The sequence below is a fragment of the Staphylococcus sp. HMSC65H10 genome, assembly GCF_001839185.1.
GTDB lineage: Bacteria > Bacillota > Bacilli > Staphylococcales > Staphylococcaceae > Staphylococcus > Staphylococcus simulans.
Map to the genome: position 1 here is coordinate 1 of NZ_KV840307.1, position 16,645 is coordinate 16,645.

The 16,645-nt window shown below is 37.8% G+C and carries 16 protein-coding genes; 6 read left to right on the forward strand and 10 right to left on the reverse strand.

The features are described 5' to 3' along the window. Window positions 1-71 precede the first annotated feature (71 nt). Both ltaA and HMPREF3270_RS00925 read right to left on the reverse strand, forming a co-directional pair. Window positions 72-1,274, reverse strand: a complete 1,203-nt coding sequence (gene ltaA, locus HMPREF3270_RS00920) for a lipoteichoic acid biosynthesis MFS flippase LtaA (protein ID WP_070848496.1) — start codon at window positions 1,272-1,274, stop codon at window positions 72-74. After that, window positions 1,252-2,427: a diglucosyl diacylglycerol synthase gene (locus HMPREF3270_RS00925; RefSeq protein ID WP_057510810.1), complete on the reverse strand. Its 1,176-nt coding sequence runs from the start codon at window positions 2,425-2,427 to the stop codon at window positions 1,252-1,254. The genes ltaA and HMPREF3270_RS00925 overlap by 23 nt, the downstream gene beginning before the upstream one ends. 385 nt (window positions 2,428-2,812) lie before the next feature. Here HMPREF3270_RS00925 and HMPREF3270_RS00930 point away from each other — a divergent pair, with 385 nt between their 5' ends. The 6 genes from HMPREF3270_RS00930 to HMPREF3270_RS00955 all read left to right on the forward strand — a co-directional run bounded on the left by HMPREF3270_RS00930 (window position 2,813) and on the right by HMPREF3270_RS00955 (window position 10,429). Beyond that, window positions 2,813-4,297: a UDP-N-acetylmuramoyl-L-alanyl-D-glutamate--L-lysine ligase gene (locus tag HMPREF3270_RS00930; RefSeq protein ID WP_057510811.1), complete on the forward strand. Its 1,485-nt coding sequence runs from the start codon at window positions 2,813-2,815 to the stop codon at window positions 4,295-4,297. Further along, on the forward strand, window positions 4,278-4,535 hold the full coding sequence (locus tag HMPREF3270_RS00935; protein ID WP_083326813.1) for a YueH family protein: 258 nt from the start codon (window positions 4,278-4,280) through the stop codon (window positions 4,533-4,535). Before HMPREF3270_RS00930 ends, HMPREF3270_RS00935 begins: the two co-directional genes overlap by 20 nt. Beyond that, window positions 4,532-6,094, forward strand: a complete 1,563-nt coding sequence (locus tag HMPREF3270_RS00940; protein WP_057510812.1) for a peptide chain release factor 3 — start codon at window positions 4,532-4,534, stop codon at window positions 6,092-6,094. Before HMPREF3270_RS00935 ends, HMPREF3270_RS00940 begins: the two co-directional genes overlap by 4 nt. A 266-nt stretch (window positions 6,095-6,360) precedes the next feature. After that, window positions 6,361-7,176 carry a TerC family protein gene (locus tag HMPREF3270_RS00945; protein WP_002480420.1) on the forward strand — a complete coding sequence of 272 codons (816 nt, stop codon included), beginning with the start codon at window positions 6,361-6,363 and terminating at the stop codon, window positions 7,174-7,176. A 185-nt stretch (window positions 7,177-7,361) separates the two neighbouring features. Next, on the forward strand, window positions 7,362-9,053 hold the full coding sequence (locus tag HMPREF3270_RS00950; protein WP_083326814.1) for a S1C family serine protease: 1,692 nt from the start codon (window positions 7,362-7,364) through the stop codon (window positions 9,051-9,053). A 17-nt stretch (window positions 9,054-9,070) separates the two neighbouring features. Beyond that, window positions 9,071-10,429 carry a TrkH family potassium uptake protein gene (locus tag HMPREF3270_RS00955; protein ID WP_002480422.1) on the forward strand — a complete coding sequence of 453 codons (1,359 nt, stop codon included), beginning with the start codon at window positions 9,071-9,073 and terminating at the stop codon, window positions 10,427-10,429. 135 nt (window positions 10,430-10,564) lie between these two features. Here HMPREF3270_RS00955 and hisIE read toward each other — a convergent pair whose 3' ends face one another. From hisIE to hisG, 8 genes are read right to left on the reverse strand one after another with little or no spacing between them, the layout of a single operon-like run. Continuing rightward, window positions 10,565-11,194 (reverse strand): bifunctional phosphoribosyl-AMP cyclohydrolase/phosphoribosyl-ATP diphosphatase HisIE, encoded by a 630-nt coding sequence (gene hisIE / locus HMPREF3270_RS00960; RefSeq protein ID WP_070848498.1) that lies wholly within the window; start codon window positions 11,192-11,194, stop codon window positions 10,565-10,567. Then, window positions 11,185-11,949, reverse strand: coding sequence for an imidazole glycerol phosphate synthase subunit HisF (gene hisF, locus HMPREF3270_RS00965; RefSeq protein ID WP_070848499.1), 765 nt, complete (start codon window positions 11,947-11,949; stop codon window positions 11,185-11,187). The genes hisIE and hisF overlap by 10 nt, the downstream gene beginning before the upstream one ends. Beyond that, window positions 11,946-12,650, reverse strand: coding sequence for a 1-(5-phosphoribosyl)-5-((5-phosphoribosylamino)methylideneamino)imidazole-4-carboxamide isomerase (hisA, locus tag HMPREF3270_RS00970; protein WP_002480425.1), 705 nt, complete (start codon window positions 12,648-12,650; stop codon window positions 11,946-11,948). Before hisA ends, hisF begins: the two co-directional genes overlap by 4 nt. Next, a complete protein-coding gene (gene hisH / locus HMPREF3270_RS00975) occupies window positions 12,643-13,224 on the reverse strand; it encodes an imidazole glycerol phosphate synthase subunit HisH (protein ID WP_002480426.1) in 582 nt (193 codons plus the stop codon). The genes hisA and hisH overlap by 8 nt, the downstream gene beginning before the upstream one ends. Further along, the gene (gene hisB, locus HMPREF3270_RS00980; RefSeq protein WP_023015826.1) at window positions 13,221-13,802 is read right to left on the reverse strand and encodes an imidazoleglycerol-phosphate dehydratase HisB; all 582 of its coding nucleotides are present in this window, start codon (window positions 13,800-13,802) and stop codon (window positions 13,221-13,223) included. The genes hisH and hisB overlap by 4 nt, the downstream gene beginning before the upstream one ends. Further along, window positions 13,789-14,784, reverse strand: coding sequence for a pyridoxal phosphate-dependent aminotransferase (locus tag HMPREF3270_RS00985; RefSeq protein WP_070848500.1), 996 nt, complete (start codon window positions 14,782-14,784; stop codon window positions 13,789-13,791). The genes hisB and HMPREF3270_RS00985 overlap by 14 nt, the downstream gene beginning before the upstream one ends. Continuing rightward, the gene (gene hisD / locus HMPREF3270_RS00990) at window positions 14,785-16,038 is read right to left on the reverse strand and encodes a histidinol dehydrogenase (protein ID WP_057510967.1); all 1,254 of its coding nucleotides are present in this window, start codon (window positions 16,036-16,038) and stop codon (window positions 14,785-14,787) included. After that, complete coding sequence (hisG, locus tag HMPREF3270_RS00995) at window positions 16,031-16,645, reverse strand: ATP phosphoribosyltransferase (protein ID WP_002480430.1); 615 nt, start codon at window positions 16,643-16,645, stop codon at window positions 16,031-16,033. The genes hisD and hisG overlap by 8 nt, the downstream gene beginning before the upstream one ends.

Consider the following 16,645-nt stretch of genomic DNA (forward strand, 5'->3'; position numbering starts at 1 on the left):
TTTTTTAGTGTCTACTATAGGGGGAGCATATCACTATGTCTGAATCGGCTGCCTTTTTATGACAACTTACATTATTTTGTTGGTTGTTGTTTTTGAATACGCAGGAAATAAATCCCATAGAAAATGGCTAAGAAGACGAAGACGCCTCCTGAGAAGTAGAACGTCATATTCAAGTTATTCGTAAATTGATAAAGCATTCCACCGATAAGTGGACCAATCATAGCACCGACGCCTTGGATGCTGTTAAAGACACCCCAAGTTTCTTCTTGTTCATCTTTCTTAATGAACTTAGCCATGAACGTATTCCAAGCTGGTAATAAAAAGCCATACATTAAACCAATAAACAGTGCGACACCCCACACAAGGTAGATCTGTGTAATGAGTGAAAGACTAAATATGGCAAGTGTATATAATACAAAGCCTGTAAAAATCGCACTGAACATAAATTTATTACCATGATGATCGATGATTTTTGATAAGAATAGCATGGATATAGCGCAACCGACACCACCAATAATCAAAGCTGCCGTATATTCAACCATACTAACTTTTACCACTTTTGTTGCGTAAGTCGGTAAAATCGGTACAAGTGCACTGATTGAAGCACCTTGTAAGATAATACCTGGAAATAGGACACCATTTGAATGTGCCACACGTTTAATTTGCGCAAGTTGTTCTTTTAAACGACGAGTTTTGTAGTTAGTGAGACGGATTTTAACAAAGTAATAAAGTATCCAAGCTACTAACACAACGAGTGCCATTAAGAATGTAAAGTGTGTTGGATGCACTTTAACAATTAGCAGCATGCCAATCATACCTGCTAATAAACCAAATAGCCATGCGAAATAAACATGGCCCATTTGTTTACCACGAGATTCATCACGTACACTAGATAGCATAATGACCCAAATTGGGCTTGAAGCGACACCTAGTAAGATGGAACTCATAATTAAAATAATGGCATTATAAGGGAACCAAATCACTAAAAACAAACTGCCGAAAGCCAGTAAAAAGCCGAGTGTCAATACTGGTTTCGCACCGAATCGTTTTAATAAGAAGCCGACAACAAAGTTTGTTGCGGCATCAGAAATATAATGAATGGAAACTGCAGCTGAGGTTACACCGACAGCTACTGAAGAAACAGTAGGTAAGAACGGAAGGTAACCTAAGACAAACATGCCTCGTGCGAATTCCATAAAGAACAATATAAACAACATAATTATGAAATTACGTTTATAGTTTGCGTTGTATTTACTTGAGGAAGAGCTTTGCATATAATGGTACCTTTCCATAAATTTCTTCTGTTTGTGAAGATTCATCTAAGAGATGAAGTAAGTCTCGGCATAATTTATAGGTAGGGTATTTGACTTTTAAGTCTTGCATACGAGCAACCATTGTATCTAGTTCTTTTTCATCTTGTGTTAAATCTGTAATTAAAGCAATTGCTTCTTCTGTTGTGTCTGCCACTTTACCCATGCCTTTAGACTCAAAGTAAAGTGCATTTTCTAACTCTTGACCTGGTGCTGGATCTAAGAAAATCATCGGCACTTTACGTGCAAGCGCTTCTGATATCGTAATACCGCCAGGCTTAGTAATCATAAGGTTAGAGGCTGCCATCCATTCGTTCATATGATGTGTATAACCTAAAATCAACACATTATGATTGCCTTTAAATTGATGCTTTAAATTACGTTTTAATTCTTTATTGCGTCCGCATACCATTACAACTTGTGTTTCTGGCGTACGTTCTAAAATATCGGCAATCATTGATTCAAAGCCTTTAGATACACCAAATGCACCCGCAGACATTAAAATAGTAGGACGGTTAGGATCTAAGCGATTTTGACGCATCCAAGCGTCTTTATCAATGTCTTCTTCAAATTGTGAAGAAATTGGAATACCTGTAACTTTTATAATATCTTGTGGTACGCCGATATCTTTAAATTCTTGTTTTAAGTCTTCTGTAGCGACATAGTAACGTGAAGAGTGGGGTGTTACCCAGTTTTTATGTAAGCGATAATCTGTCATTACCGTCGCAATCGGGATATTCATATTAAATTGTTCTGTTAAAACAGACATGACCGGCGTTGGGAATGTCAGTAAAATCAAATCAGGTTTTTCTTTAATCAACAAATTGATCAATTTGTTTAAACCGTAATATTTGTAAAAACATTTATCAATGTCTTTTGGGCGGCTATAGTAAAAGCGTTTGTATGAATTTCTGAAATATTTAAAACTATTGATATAATACTTTTTGCAAATGGATGTTAAGATGGGATGTGCTTCTAAAAATAAATCATGTTCAATCACAGATAAGTGTTTAAGATTCATTTCATTTAATTGATTCACAACGCTGTTCGTCACTTGCAAATGGCCGTTCCCGAAAGAACCTGTAATTATCAATATCTTCTTATTTTGAGTAACCATGAAACCAGCCACCCTCCAGTTAGTAGATTTAATGTTGTCTATGTGAAGCTAATATATAGAATATATTGCTTTGTCTACAGTGTAACGTATGTTGCAGCCAGATTAAATAATATTGACGCTAACATCACTGAATTATAACACTTATTCACAGAGTATAAAAATATTTTCATACTTTCTTAACATTTGGTTCAATGAAAAAGAGATTCGTGATTTGTAAATTGTGCTTCTCTTATATAGGAAATATTTGAATTTAATATGTAATTGACAGCGTAATCGATATATTAATAACGTAGAAAAATGTACAATAGAAAATGAACTCACGCATCTAGATTTCTAAAGAAAAAATGTATAATATAGTAGTATTGGAAAAGAAGGGGCGATCGATGTGAAAGCGAACGAATTGTTCGAAAAGATAAAATCGAAACAAGTACTTGGCAGTTTAGATAGAGAAGTAGATGATGTAACAACAGATTCTCGTACTGCAAAAGCAGGCAGTATCTTTGTAGCTTCAAAAGGCTATACAGTAGACAGCCATAAATTTTGCCAAAATGTAGTTGAACAAGGCTGCAAAGTGATTGTAGTAGAACGTGAACAACAATTAACAGGCGATGTGACACAAGTGATTGTGCCGAATACAAGACGTGTCGCAAGTTTGATTGTACATAAATTATATCAATATCCGAGCGAAAAATTGGTAACGTATGGTGTGACTGGTACGAATGGTAAAACATCTATTGCGACGATGATTCACCTAATTCATCGTAAATTAGGAAAAGGCAGTGCTTATTTAGGCACAAATGGATTCCAAATCAATGAAACAGTCACAAAAGGTGAAAATACAACACCAGAAACTGTGACATTGACGAAGAAAGTACATGAAGCAGTAGATGCGGGTGCTGAAGCCATGACATTAGAAGTATCAAGTCATGGTTTAGCTTTAGGTCGTTTAAGCGGTGTTGAATTTGATGTTGCTGTTTTTTCAAACTTAACACAAGACCATTTAGACTTTCATGGCACTATGGAAGCATATGGTCACGCGAAGTCACTCTTATTCAGCCAATTAGGTGAGGATTTAAGTAAAGAAAAATATGCAATCGTCAACCAAGATGATGCATTCTCTGAATACTTGAAAACCGTAACACCATACGAGGTATTTACGTATGGTATTCATAATAAAGCACAATTCCAAGCTGAAAATATCAAAGAATCATTAACAGGTGCTTCATTTGATTTTGTGACACCAGACGGTACATTCCACGTGGATTCACCTTATGTCGGTCAATTCAACATTTCAAATATTATGGCAGCGATGACTGCAGTTTGGAGTAAAGGTACACCAATGCAAGACATCGTGGACGTAGTCAGCCAATTAGAACCGGTTGAAGGCCGTTTAGAAGTGTTAGATCGTTCATTACCAATTGATTTAATCATTGATTATGCCCATACGACAGATGGTATTGAAAAACTGATTGATGCAGTTAAACCGTTTGTGAAACAAAAATTCATTTTACTTGTCGGTATGGCAGGAGAACGCGATTTAACGAAAACACCAGAAATGGGCAGACAAGCAAGTCGTGCAGATTATGTTATCTTTACGCCGGATAATCCAGCGAATGATGATCCGAAAATGTTAACGCATGAATTAGCTAAAGGTGCGACACATGACAATTATGTAGAGTTTACGGATCGTGCTGAAGGAATTCGTCATGCGATTGAAGTTGCAGAACCAGGCGATACTGTTGTATTAGCTTCAAAAGGACGTGAGCCTTATCAAATTATGCCAGGTCATGTTAAAGTACCACATCGTGATGATTTGATTGGTTTAGAAGCGGCTTACAAGAAATTTGGAGGTGGCCCTTCTGAAGATTAGGACACTTCAAACGATAAAAGGTGCAATCGTCTATAGTTATACAGATGAAACAATGCAGAATCAGCTCATTGCGGTTCCTGATATGAGTTGGTCTGCGTTGATAGATAAAAAGGAGTCAGCAGAAGATGTAGAAGAAGACTTAGTAATGGAACTATTTAACTTAATGGATGAAGCTGAAGCGGAAAGCTTAGCGCACGAACTGACTTTAATTCTATTTGATAAAGGAGACGAAAGATGAGTATAAAGGATGAAATTGAATCCAGAAAAACCTTTGCGATTATTTCTCACCCGGATGCCGGGAAAACCACTTTAACTGAAAAACTACTGTTATTTGGCGGTGCCATTCGTGAAGCAGGGACGGTTAAAGGGAAGAAATCTGGGAAATTCGCAACAAGTGACTGGATGAAAGTGGAACAAGAACGTGGTATCTCAGTAACAAGTTCTGTGATGCAGTTCAACTATGATGATTTTAATATTAATATTTTAGATACACCGGGGCATGAAGACTTCTCGGAAGATACGTATCGTACGTTAATGGCAGTCGATAGTGCTGTGATGGTAATTGACTGTGCCAAAGGGATTGAGCCTCAAACATTAAAACTCTTCAAAGTATGTAAAATGCGTGGTATTCCTATCTTCACTTTCATCAACAAACTGGATCGTGTTGGTAAAGAACCTTTCGAGTTGTTAGATGAAATTGAAGAAACTTTGAATATTAAAACGTATCCGATGAACTGGCCTGTAGGTATGGGTCAAAACTTCTTCGGTATTATCGATCGTGAAGATCGTACGATTGAACCATTCAGAGATGAAGAACACTTATTGCATATCAATGAAGACTATGAAATTGAAGAAGAACATCCAATTACAAACGATAGTACTTTCGCACAAGCAATTGAAGAGTTTATGTTGGTGGAAGAAGCGGGCGAAGAATTCGATAACGAAATGATGTTAGCAGGTGAATTAACACCTGTATTCTTCGGTTCAGCATTAGCAAACTTCGGTGTACAAAGCTTCTTAAATGCTTATGTAGACCATGCACCGATGCCTAATGGCCGTTTAACAAAAGACGAAGAAGAAGTGAGTCCATTTGCGCCTGACTTCTCAGGATTTATCTTTAAAATCCAAGCTAATATGGACCCTAAACACCGTGACAGAATCGCATTTATGCGTATTGTCAGCGGCGCATTTGAGCGTGGTATGGACGTGAAGCTACAACGTACAAATAAAAAACAAAAAGTAACACGTTCAACATCATTTATGGCGGATGATAAAGAAACAATCAACCATGCAGTTGCGGGAGATATTATCGGTTTATATGATACAGGTAATTACCAAATCGGCGATACATTAGTCGGTGGCAACCAAAAATTCAGTTTTGAAGATCTGCCACAGTTCACACCTGAACTCTTTATGAAAGTATCACCGAAAAACGTAATGAAGCAAAAACACTTCCATAAAGGTATTGAACAATTGGTACAAGAAGGTGCCATCCAATACTACAAAACATTGCATACAAACCAAATTATTTTAGGTGCTGTAGGTCAACTGCAATTCGAAGTTTTCGAACACCGTATGAATAATGAATATAATGTCGATGTGATTATGGAACCCGTTGGCCGCAAAATTGCACGTTGGGTTGAAAATGAAGAAGATATCCAAGATAAGATGAGTACAGCGCGTTCTATCTTAGTACAAGACCGCTATGAACAAAAAGTATTCTTGTTTGAAAATGAATTTGCGACGCGTTGGTTTGAAGAAAAATTCCCTGAAATTAAACTTTATAGTTTATTATAGGTATCCAATGGGGTATAATTATTTTAAATAAATGAATACCTATGACAGTCATGTCAGAGGGGAGTAACTTACGAAGTTGGATTCAATTCCGCTTCAACATTCTTATCGTCATTACGAAATGCATAGACATTTCCGGTAAAATGGAGTCCGTACAAACAGCTATGGATTCAAGTGAGACCTTTGCTATTTATTTAGCATAGGTCTCTTTTATTTTGTCCACGTTTTTTAGCCAGACGATTGAATTATTTTGAAGGAGTGGTCATTGAATGGATCCGAGTTTAATTTTATCCTACGGATGGGTATTGCTCGTACTCGTATTTTTAGAAGGATTACTTGCTGCGGATAACGCAGTGGTTATGGCAGTAATGGTAAGACATTTACCGCCTGAGCAAAGAAAGAAAGCATTATTTTACGGTTTATTAGGAGCCTTTATCTTTAGATTCTTATCATTATTCCTAATCAGTTACTTAGTAAACTTCTGGTTTATCCAAGCAGCTGGTGCCGTTTATTTACTATATATGTCAGGACGGAATTTATATCAATTCTACAAATCCAAAGGTCATGGACCTGAACAACCAGAAGGTGATGATCATCACTATGATGAGCACGGAACTGAAAAGAAAGTCAGCCCGAAAGCCTTTTGGAGTACTGTTGCGAAAGTCGAATTTGCGGATATTGCCTTTGCGATTGACTCAATGCTTGCAGCAATGGCCATTGCTTTCACGTTGAAACCAGTTGGTATTCATTTCGGCGGTATGGACTTAGGTCAATTCGCAGTAATGTTCATGGGTGGTATGATCGGTGTTATCTTAATGCGTTTTGCGGCAACTTGGTTCGTAGAACTATTAAATAAATATCCTGGTCTTGAAGGTGCAGCCTTTGCGATTGTCGGATGGGTTGGTATCAAATTAGTGGTACTTGTTCTTGCACATCCACAAGTTCATTTAATTCCAGAACATTTCCCACATTCAACATTATGGCAAATCATTTTCTGGGGTGTCATGATTGGACTTGTTATCTTTGGTTGGTTATCATCTTTACGCCACAACAAAAAGAAAGCAAAAGAACAATCAAATTCATAATACAATATGCAATGACAAACCGTTTATCTTTATTGATTCAAAAGATAGACGGTTTTTGTTTTACCTTCAGATTGAAGTAGAAGAAAAAATCCTCTAAAATTTTTAGTGAAAGCACTAAGTTTACAAGAAATTTACAATAGATTGTGTCATAATAGATAAGAAAGATTGTAGTAGAGGAGGGCGTTATGATGGCAGAAGATAATGGAAAGCGTCAACCAGATGAAAAACAAGTTATACCGAAAAGTCATTATAAACGAAAACGTCGAGAGTTTTTCCATAATGAAGAACGAGAACAACGTGTTGAACAAGAAAAAGAGCAACAAGCACAAGAAAAAGAAAAAGCAGCAATGCAAGCTAAAAACAATGAAGAACGTGTGAAAGACAACTTAAGAAAAGCACGTATTGAAAAATTGACACAAGAAGAAATTCAACATCAACAAGAAATTGCGCAAGGTAAACGTGAGCCTGAAGTAGAAAATGAACAAACGGAGACACCGAAGGCAGAAACATCATCAAAAGATGAATCCTTACATAAAGAACAGCCATCAACATCCACTGCAGGTGCGAAAAAAGAAACAGTGAAGAATGAAAAAGCTGTTTCAAATGTTTCATCAGTCACAGTAGACGATGACACAAAAATTCATGAGCCCGCAACATCAGAAGATCCAGCAGAGACAGAATCAGAAACAAAACCGCCTCATAAAGATGGCGAACCTGCAAAACGCAGTACACAAAGCAATCAGGCCAAAGCATTCTTTGAAAAACATTGGGCTAAAATCGCAATTGCGGTCGGCGTAATTATTTTATTGCTATTACTCTTTGCGATATTCCATAATCTAAGAAGTGATAATGGAAGTGCCGGTGACGTCGCAACGTTTGATGGCAGTGGCGATAAACAAGAGACAGCTATGATGAAAGCAGCAAAAAGTTCGATTCATTCAGTCGTAACAGTTGAGAACAAAACAAAAAATAAAAGCTCAATTGATAAAGAAACCGCAAATTCTGATAATGAAATTGGTTCAGGTGTCGTCTACAAAAAAGTAGACGACTCCATTTTTATATTGACGAATAGTCATGTAGTCGGCGATAAAAAAACACAACGTATTTTATACGATGACAACAAAGAAACAACAGGAAAAGTCATCGGTAAAGATAAATATTCAGATGTAGCAGTTGTGAAAGCAAACGTTGAAAAAGATAGTGATGTCAAAGCTATACGTATTGGCGATTCTAAACAGCTTCAATTAGCAGAACCTGTTATTACAGTAGGAAATCCGTTAGGAGCTGACTTTAAAGGCAGTATTTCAAATGGTGTCGTTTCAGGTTTAAATCGTAATGTACCTGTAGATATCGATAAAGACAACCACTATGATGTACTGACAAAAGCCTTTCAAATTGATGCACCTGTCAACCCTGGTAACTCAGGCGGTGCAGTAGTTGATCAAAACGGTAAATTAGTCGGTATCGTCTCTTTAAAAATTGATATGCCGGCAGTAGAAGGCATGGCCTTTGCGATTCCAGTCAATAAAGCTGTGACACTCGCAAAACAATTAGAAGATAAAGGTAAAATTGATTATCCGAATACAGGTGTTGCTTTATCGAATGTCGCTGATTTATCAGATCAAGAACGTGATCAATTCAAAGTTCCTAAAGATTTACAACAAGGTACTGTAGTCAGAGAAGTAAATCAAAACTCACCAGGTGAAAAAGCAGGTTTAAAAACAGGGGATATTATTGTAGAATTAGATGGTAAAAAAATTGAAGATAATTTAAGATATAGACAGATTGTCTTTGAACACCAAGCAGATTTGAAACCATTATCTGCAAAAATATATCGAAATGGTAAACTAAAAAGTATAACGATTAAATTGAAGTAGTGTTGAGGTGAAAACAGTTGTCCATTTTTAACCAGTTATTTAAAAGATCCAGTCCTCAACAAGGTATTGTCTTATTCTATTTGATTGCGATTATCGCAGCATTTTTGATGTTAAATTTACCTGGCGTGCATAAGCCTGGTGTGCACGTGGATCCCATTGATACATTATTTGTGGCTGTATCAGGGATCAGTGTGACTGGATTGACACCTGTGACGATTGCCGATACATATTCGACTTTCGGACAAATTGTCATTATGATTATTTTAAATATCGGCGGTGTCGGCGTCATGGCATTAGGTACGGTGTTATGGCTCATTTTAGGTAAACATATCGGCTTACGTGAACGTCAGATGATTATGTTGGATAATAACCGCCATACGATGAGTGGTGCGGTTCAATTGATTATTGAAATTGTCAGAGCCGTCTTATTGATTGAACTTGTCGGTGCGCTATTACTAGCCTTTTATTTCTATAGAGATACCGCAGATATCCAATATGCGTTAATGCAGGGCTTCTTCGTTTCAGTGGCCTCTACAACTAACGCAGGACTCGATATTACAGGGAATTCATTGATTCCTTATGCGAATGATTATTTCGTACAAGCGATTGTGATGTTCTTGATTACACTGGGTTCTATCGGGTTCCCGGTACTATTAGAAATTAAAGCGTATATCAGTAATAGAAATCCGAACTTCCGCTTCTCATTATTCGCGAAAATCACAACGATTACGTATTTCGCATTATTCTTATTCGGAACAGTGATGATTTTAATCTTAGAGATGGGCAACACGTTGAAAGACGTCAGTTGGCATAAAGCACTCTTTTATGCCATGTTCCAATCGACTACAACCAGAAGTGCCGGATTACAGACAGTAGACATCTCACAATTTACAGATGCGACCAACTCATTGATGGGGACATTGATGTTTATCGGCTCTTCACCAAGTTCAGTAGGTGGGGGCATTCGAACAACGACATTTGCGATTCTGATTCTCTTTATTTTAAATTTCCGTACGGATTCAGAACGTATTACCATCAAAGTCTTTAATAGAGAAATCTTGCCGTCAGATATCCAAAAGACCTTTATGGTGTTTAGTGTTGCAACAATCTTATCACTAACATCAATTGTGATTATTCAAGCAGTAGAAGGCAGTAAAATGTCTATTCTTCAAGTCTTCTTCGAAGTCATGTCCGCATTCGGAACCTGTGGGTTATCGCTAGGTCTCTCGAGTGATGGTACAGATATCACCAAAGTGGTCTTGATGGTCTTGATGTTTATCGGACGGGTTGGATTAATCTCCTTCATCTTAATGATTGGCGGCAGAAAAGAGCCTGTCTTGTATCACTATCCAAAAGAAAAAGTACAAATTGGTTAAAAAGTAACCTAGTAGAAATTTAAATCACTTTCAACATCATTAAACATAGAAATAACTACAATAAATAAAGCATGCGTTTGAAGCTCTGGATTGAGCTCAAACGCATGCTTTTTATATGCTTATTTAAAATAATTTTTACCAGTCTTGAACAGATTTACGTTCACCTTTGAAATTACCGCTTTTTTGATGTCTGCTTTGTAGAACTTGTTTCACATCATCTACAGTTACACCACAAGCGTGGAGTAACACAAAGAGGTGATATAAGACGTCGGCTGTTTCATTAGCTAATTCTTTTTGGTCATTCTTCATAGCAGCAATCACAACTTCAAATGCTTCTTCACCGAATTTCTTCGTGATTTTCTCAATACCTTCATTCAATAAGTAATGTGTATATGATTTGTCATCATCGCTGTTTGCGCGTGATTGCACAATGTCTTCTAAACTATCGATAAAGAAAGGTGTTTCTGTATTGAAACAACTCGTTGAACCTGTATGACAAGTTGGACCATCTGGATTGACGAAGACTAATATTGTATCTTGATCACAATCTAATTTAATATCAACGACATGTTGGTAGTTGTGAGAAGACTCGCCTTTTTTCCATAGGCGTTCTTTGCTTCGAGAATAAAACCAACACACTTTATCTTCTAAAGTTTTTTGATACGCTTCTTCATTCATATATCCCAGCATTAACACTTGTTTAGTTTGATAGTGTTGTAAGATTGCGGGTACTAATCCTTTTGAAAAGTCTGGTGTTATTGCCATCTGACTTCAACTCCTTCTTCTTTTAGAAATGCTTTCACAGCGCCGACGGTTGTTTCTTTATCATGGAAAATGCTGGCAGCGAGGCCGGCTGAAACATCAGTTTCCTTAAATAAATCCGCAAAGTGTTGCGCATTACCACCACCGCCTGAAGCGATAATCGGAATAGATACACGGTCATTGATTAATGATAATAAGCGGTGATCAAAACCTTGTTTGACACCATCGTAATCCATACTAGTCACAAGCAATTCACCAGCACCTAATGCTTCGACTTCTTTAACCCAGTCTAAAGTGCGTTTATCTGTGCGTTGCTTACCGCCATGTGTATAACAGAACCAATCTTGTTTATCTTCTTCCCATTTCGCATCAATTGCGACGCAAATACATTGCGTACCGAATTTCTGACTTGCCTCCGCAATTAATTCTGGATTTCTTAATGCGCTAGAGTTTAATGAAACTTTATCTGCACCATGTTTTAACAAGATAGAGATATCTTCAACAGAATTGATACCGCCGCCGATGGTTAGTGGGATAAACAGTTTAGAAGCAGTCTCTTCGATAATATCTAACATCATTTGATGACCACTTTCAGTACGTGAAATATCTAAGAAAACAAGTTCGTCTGCTAGTTCTTGGTTATAGTACGCTGCCATTTCTACAGGGTCGCCGATATCACGCAACCCTTTAAACTTCACACCTTTGACGACACGACCGTCTTTGACATCAAGACAAGGGATGATACGCTTTTTTATCATTCTAATCCCTCCCAAAAGGCTTCAGTATTCGCAGCTTTGCCGACGATGGCCGCATGTACACCATCCGCTTCTAAACGCTTCAAATCATCAGAACTGCGGATTCCGCCAGATGCGACGACGGGTAGGGCAGTCGCTTGCGCAAGTTGTTTCGTTAATTCGAAGTTCGGTCCTTCTAATTTACCGTCTTTCGAAATATCTGTATAAATCAAGCCACCAAGCGGTAAGTGTTCAATGGTCTTAACGAATTCAAATAAGTTCAATCCTGTTTCTTCTAACCATCCGTTAACTTTGATTTCGTCAACATAAGCGTCTACAGATAGATAAATACGATTTGGAAACTGTTCAGCAGCTGTTTTAAGCCATGCGGTATCTTGAATACCTTTCGTTCCGACAATTACATAAGCGACACCTTTATTGAAATAATCTTCAATCGTTTCAGTAGAACGGATACCGCCGCCAACTTCAATTGGCAAATCTGTTAAACCAACAAGTTGTTCAATATAATCCGCTTCAACAGGTTGTTTAGTTTTCGCAGCGATTAAATCGATAACATGGATACGTTTCACACATTTATAACGACTATAGAATTGAACGGCTTCTTCTGCAGTTCTCGCCATCGCTTCTTTCGTTTCATAGTCACCTTCAGTTAAACGCACACTTTGTGAATCGATTAAATCAATTGCTGGCCATACTTCAATCATGAATAAAACCGCCTTTCAATGCTTGGTCTAAAATAGCTAATCCGAAATCACCGCTTTTTTCTGGATGAAATTGGATACCGATTTTATTATCTTTTTGGACAATGGCGGTAATCGGCAGACCATATTCCGCTGTCGCAATAATCGGTGCAGGTGTTTGAACGTAATAAGAGTGAATAAAGTAAACGTCTTTATCTAAAAGAGGGTGTTTACTTTCTAAATTATTCCAACCTAAGTGCGGTACAGGGTATGGTGTATCAATCGGCACGACACGACCAGGAATCATACCTAAACCCTCTACATCGCCTTCATCACTGTGTTCAAACATCAGCTGCATACCTAAACAAATGCCGATCATCGGTTTCTTGTCTTGAAGCTCAATCAGTAACTTATCTAGGCCAGAAGCTTTGAGTGCTGTCATCGCATCTTTAAAATGACCGACACCTGGTAAGATAATATGCGAGCTTTCTTTAATTGTGTCAAAATCGCTTGTCAGTTGTGCATCGTAGCCTAAGTGATTGACCGCGCGTTCAACATTTTTGATATTTCCGACACCATAGTCTACAATCGCGATCATTCAATCACTCCTTTAGAGGAAGGCACACCTTGTGTATCGCTTTCTGAAAGTGCGATTTTTAAACTGCGCGCAAAGGCTTTAAAAATCGCTTCAATTTCATGATGCGTATTACCGCCGCGGATTAAATCAATGTGTGTTGTCAAACGGGCATTAATCACAAGCGCTCTAAAGAATTCTTCGACAAGTTCTGTATCGAATGTACCGACTTTCTCTTTAGAGAATTCGGCATTAAATGATAAGAAAGGACGTCCACTGATATCTGTAACGACACGTGCTAACGTTTCATCCATTGGAATATAGAAAGTACCGTATCGTGTAAAAGATGTTTTATCACGAACAGCTTCTAATAATAATTGACCTAACACAATTCCGATATCTTCTGTTGTGTGATGATCATCAACATAGGTATCACCCTCAACTTTTAACTGAAGGGCAATACCGCTATGGAAGCTGAACAAAGTCAACATATGGTCTAAGAAGCCAACCCCTGTTGAAATCGATGTTTCTGATTGATTGGTAAAATCTAGCGTTGCTTCTATAGAGGTCTCTTTAGTTGCGCGTGTTTTATGATAAGTCATTTTGTTCACTCCATTCCTTGATGATTTGTGAGAGTTGATCGAGTTCTTGATCTGTCGCAATAGAATAACGGACAGCTTCATTTAATTCAGGTTCATCATAAATACGTGGTTTAAAACCATGTTCCATCACGTATTCACCTAAACTGCGTGCTTTTGGTCCATATGTGAAGACAAAGTTTGCTTTAGATGGAATCACTTTTAAATCATTGCTGTGATACGGTTTGAAAATATCATTGAGTTTACGACATAAGTAACGTTGTTCTGCGATCAGATTCATAACGCGTTTAGTATCTTTAAATAATGTTTCCGCTAGTGTTAAAGATAAAGTGCTCATCGGATACGGGTGTGCGAAACGATTTAATAATTGAATCGTTTTTGGTGTTGAAATCACGACACCGATACGTAAGCCAGCTAACGCGAAGGCTTTACTTAATGTTTTCATGACGATGATATGATCTTCTAACGCTACTTCAATCGGTTCGCCAAATTCAATATAAGCTTCATCAATGACAAAGTAACCGCCAAGTGCTTTCATTTTGTCGCTGATAGCTTTCAAGAAATTGAAAGGATATTGTTCGCCTGTTGGGTTATGTGGCACGCTCATGATAAAGAACGCAGGTTGAACGTCATCAATACGGTTTAAAATCGCTTCGAGTGAGAAGCGGAAATCTTGGTCGCATGAGACATATTCAATGTCACGCTCAGTTTGGCGCGCAAATTCGGTATACATAACAAAATCTGGGCTTAACGTAAGTACTGGGCCTTCTGGCAGAGCTAACATACATTTTTGAATCCATTCATCAGATCCGTTCGCAGCTAAAACTTGATTGGTATTTAAATTATAAAAATCTGCGTATGCTTTAAGAAAATCATTATATTGTGTTTCTGGATAGACGCGAAAATCTGTATGATTAATGACTTCTGCAATTTCTGATTTAGAAAGTGCAGGAATCGGGCTTTCGTTTTTATCAATATAAATCAATTATGATTCCTCCTGTTCTACTCTGACTTTAACTGAGGCTTCATGTTGGTATAAACCTTCTTCATGGGCGATTGTCATAGCGCCTTCTGCAAGGTTGTTGAAGGCATGTTGGTCGTAACGGATTACAGAGTGACTTGTGAGGAAGTCATTGACTGTTAAACCGTTTGTGAAGCGGGATGTTTGGTTAGTAGGCAAGACGTGGCTTGGCCCTGCATTATAATCGCCTAAAGCTTCAGGTGCATAAGAACCTAAGAACATTGCGCCAGCATATTTGATTTTGTTGATGTAATAGTCAGGTTCTTTTGTTTGAATTGATAAATGTTCAGGTGCGACATAGTTTGCGATTTCTATATTGTCTTCGATACTTTCAGTCAAAATAGGGTAGTGGAAGTCTCGTACACTTGGTTCGATAATCGCTTTTCTTGGGGCATTGTTGATAGCCTTTGGTAATAACGCTTCTACTTCTTCTAATAAAGATTGACTTGTAGATAATAAGAAAGTACGTGCACGCTCATCGTGTTCAGCTTGTGCTAAGATATCTTGAACAATAAATTCAGGACGAGATGTTTCATCTGCGATAATCATAATCTCGCTTGGTCCAGCGATTTGATCAATACCGACATAGCCATAAAGTAATTGTTTCGCTAACGCAACAAACTGATTACCTGGTCCGACGATCTTATCAACTTTAGGTACAGTTTCCGTACCAAAGGCTAACGCCGCAATACTTTGTGCACCGCCGACTTGGAAAATACGATCGACACCCGCAATTTTACAAGCTGCTAGAATACTTGGTTTAATGCCTTCAGCTTGTGGAGGTGTCACTGCGATAATTTCTTTGACCCCTGCAACTTTAGCAAGTGTCGCAGTCATTAAAACAGTCGAAGGATAAGCGGCTTTACCGCCTGGAACATAAATACCGACACTTTCAAGCGGGTTATAAATTTCGCTTGTGTATTCACCGATGACATCTTCATGTTTGATACGTTCTTGGAATGCTTTGATATTTTCAAAGCTTTGTGTCAAAGCTTCACGTAATTCTGGTGAGATTTGAGTCAAGCTGGCTTCAATATCCGCTTGCGGTACTTCTAATTGTGAAAGTTCGACACCGTCAAATTGTTTATTATAGTCAAATAAGGCTTTGTCTTGATTCTTTTTGACGTTTTGAATGATTGTGTTGACTTGGTCGATTAATGATTGTTCGATATCTGAAACGTTTTGGAAACGCGCATAAAATTCAGTTTTATTAAGCATGTATAGAAACCCCCAGTTGTGTAATGAATTGATTAATAGCGTCTGATTTACTGAAGAAAGCATGTTTATTGGTAATTAATTTCGCATTTACATTACCAATTTGTTCACGTTCTTCTAATCCGTTAGATTTAAGTGTTGTACCTGTTTGGACGATATCCACGATAGCATCGACCATATTGACGACAGCTGCGAGTTCCACTGATCCAGATAAAGGAATGATGCTGACATCTTGACCGAGTTGATTGAAATATTGGCGTGTAGTATTAACGTAAGTCGTCGCAACACGATTGATATCTGTCACACCAGGTTTGGCTGCTACAGAAAAGTGGCATTGACCGAATGGTAAATCGATATAGTTATTCACATTATGATTTGGCTTTTCACTTAAGATATCACTGCCGGTAATCCCTAAATCTGCGATACCTTCTTCAACATAAGTAGGGACATCTGTTCCTTTAACTAAAATGAATTTAATATCTTTTACGGTAATCTGCAGCTTACGTTCACGTTGATGTAAAGCTTCTGCCCATATAGGATTGTTGTTGCGTTCTAAAAATGCGATGAAGTCTTTGAGTAATCTCCCTTTGCTGAGGGCAATCGTTAACAT

Excerpts from the sequence above, each read along its gene's own strand:
- ltaA (WP_070848496.1), bottom strand. The coding sequence starts at position 1,274 with ATGCAAAGCTCTTCCTCAAGTAAATACAACGCAAACTATAAACGTAAT.
- HMPREF3270_RS00925 (WP_057510810.1), bottom strand. The coding sequence starts at position 2,427 with ATGGTTACTCAAAATAAGAAGATATTGATAATTACAGGTTCTTTCGGG.
- HMPREF3270_RS00940 (WP_057510812.1), top strand. The coding sequence starts at position 4,532 with ATGAGTATAAAGGATGAAATTGAATCCAGAAAAACCTTTGCGATTATT.
- HMPREF3270_RS00945 (WP_002480420.1), top strand. The coding sequence starts at position 6,361 with ATGGATCCGAGTTTAATTTTATCCTACGGATGGGTATTGCTCGTACTC.
- HMPREF3270_RS00950 (WP_083326814.1), top strand. The coding sequence starts at position 7,362 with ATGATGGCAGAAGATAATGGAAAGCGTCAACCAGATGAAAAACAAGTT.
- hisIE (WP_070848498.1), bottom strand. The coding sequence starts at position 11,194 with ATGGCAATAACACCAGACTTTTCAAAAGGATTAGTACCCGCAATCTTA.
- hisF (WP_070848499.1), bottom strand. The coding sequence starts at position 11,949 with ATGATAAAAAAGCGTATCATCCCTTGTCTTGATGTCAAAGACGGTCGT.
- hisA (WP_002480425.1), bottom strand. The coding sequence starts at position 12,650 with ATGATTGAAGTATGGCCAGCAATTGATTTAATCGATTCACAAAGTGTG.
- hisH (WP_002480426.1), bottom strand. The coding sequence starts at position 13,224 with ATGATCGCGATTGTAGACTATGGTGTCGGAAATATCAAAAATGTTGAA.
- hisB (WP_023015826.1), bottom strand. The coding sequence starts at position 13,802 with ATGACTTATCATAAAACACGCGCAACTAAAGAGACCTCTATAGAAGCA.
- hisD (WP_057510967.1), bottom strand. The coding sequence starts at position 16,038 with ATGCTTAATAAAACTGAATTTTATGCGCGTTTCCAAAACGTTTCAGAT.
- hisG (WP_002480430.1), bottom strand. The coding sequence starts at position 16,645 with ATGTTAACGATTGCCCTCAGCAAAGGGAGATTACTCAAAGACTTCATC.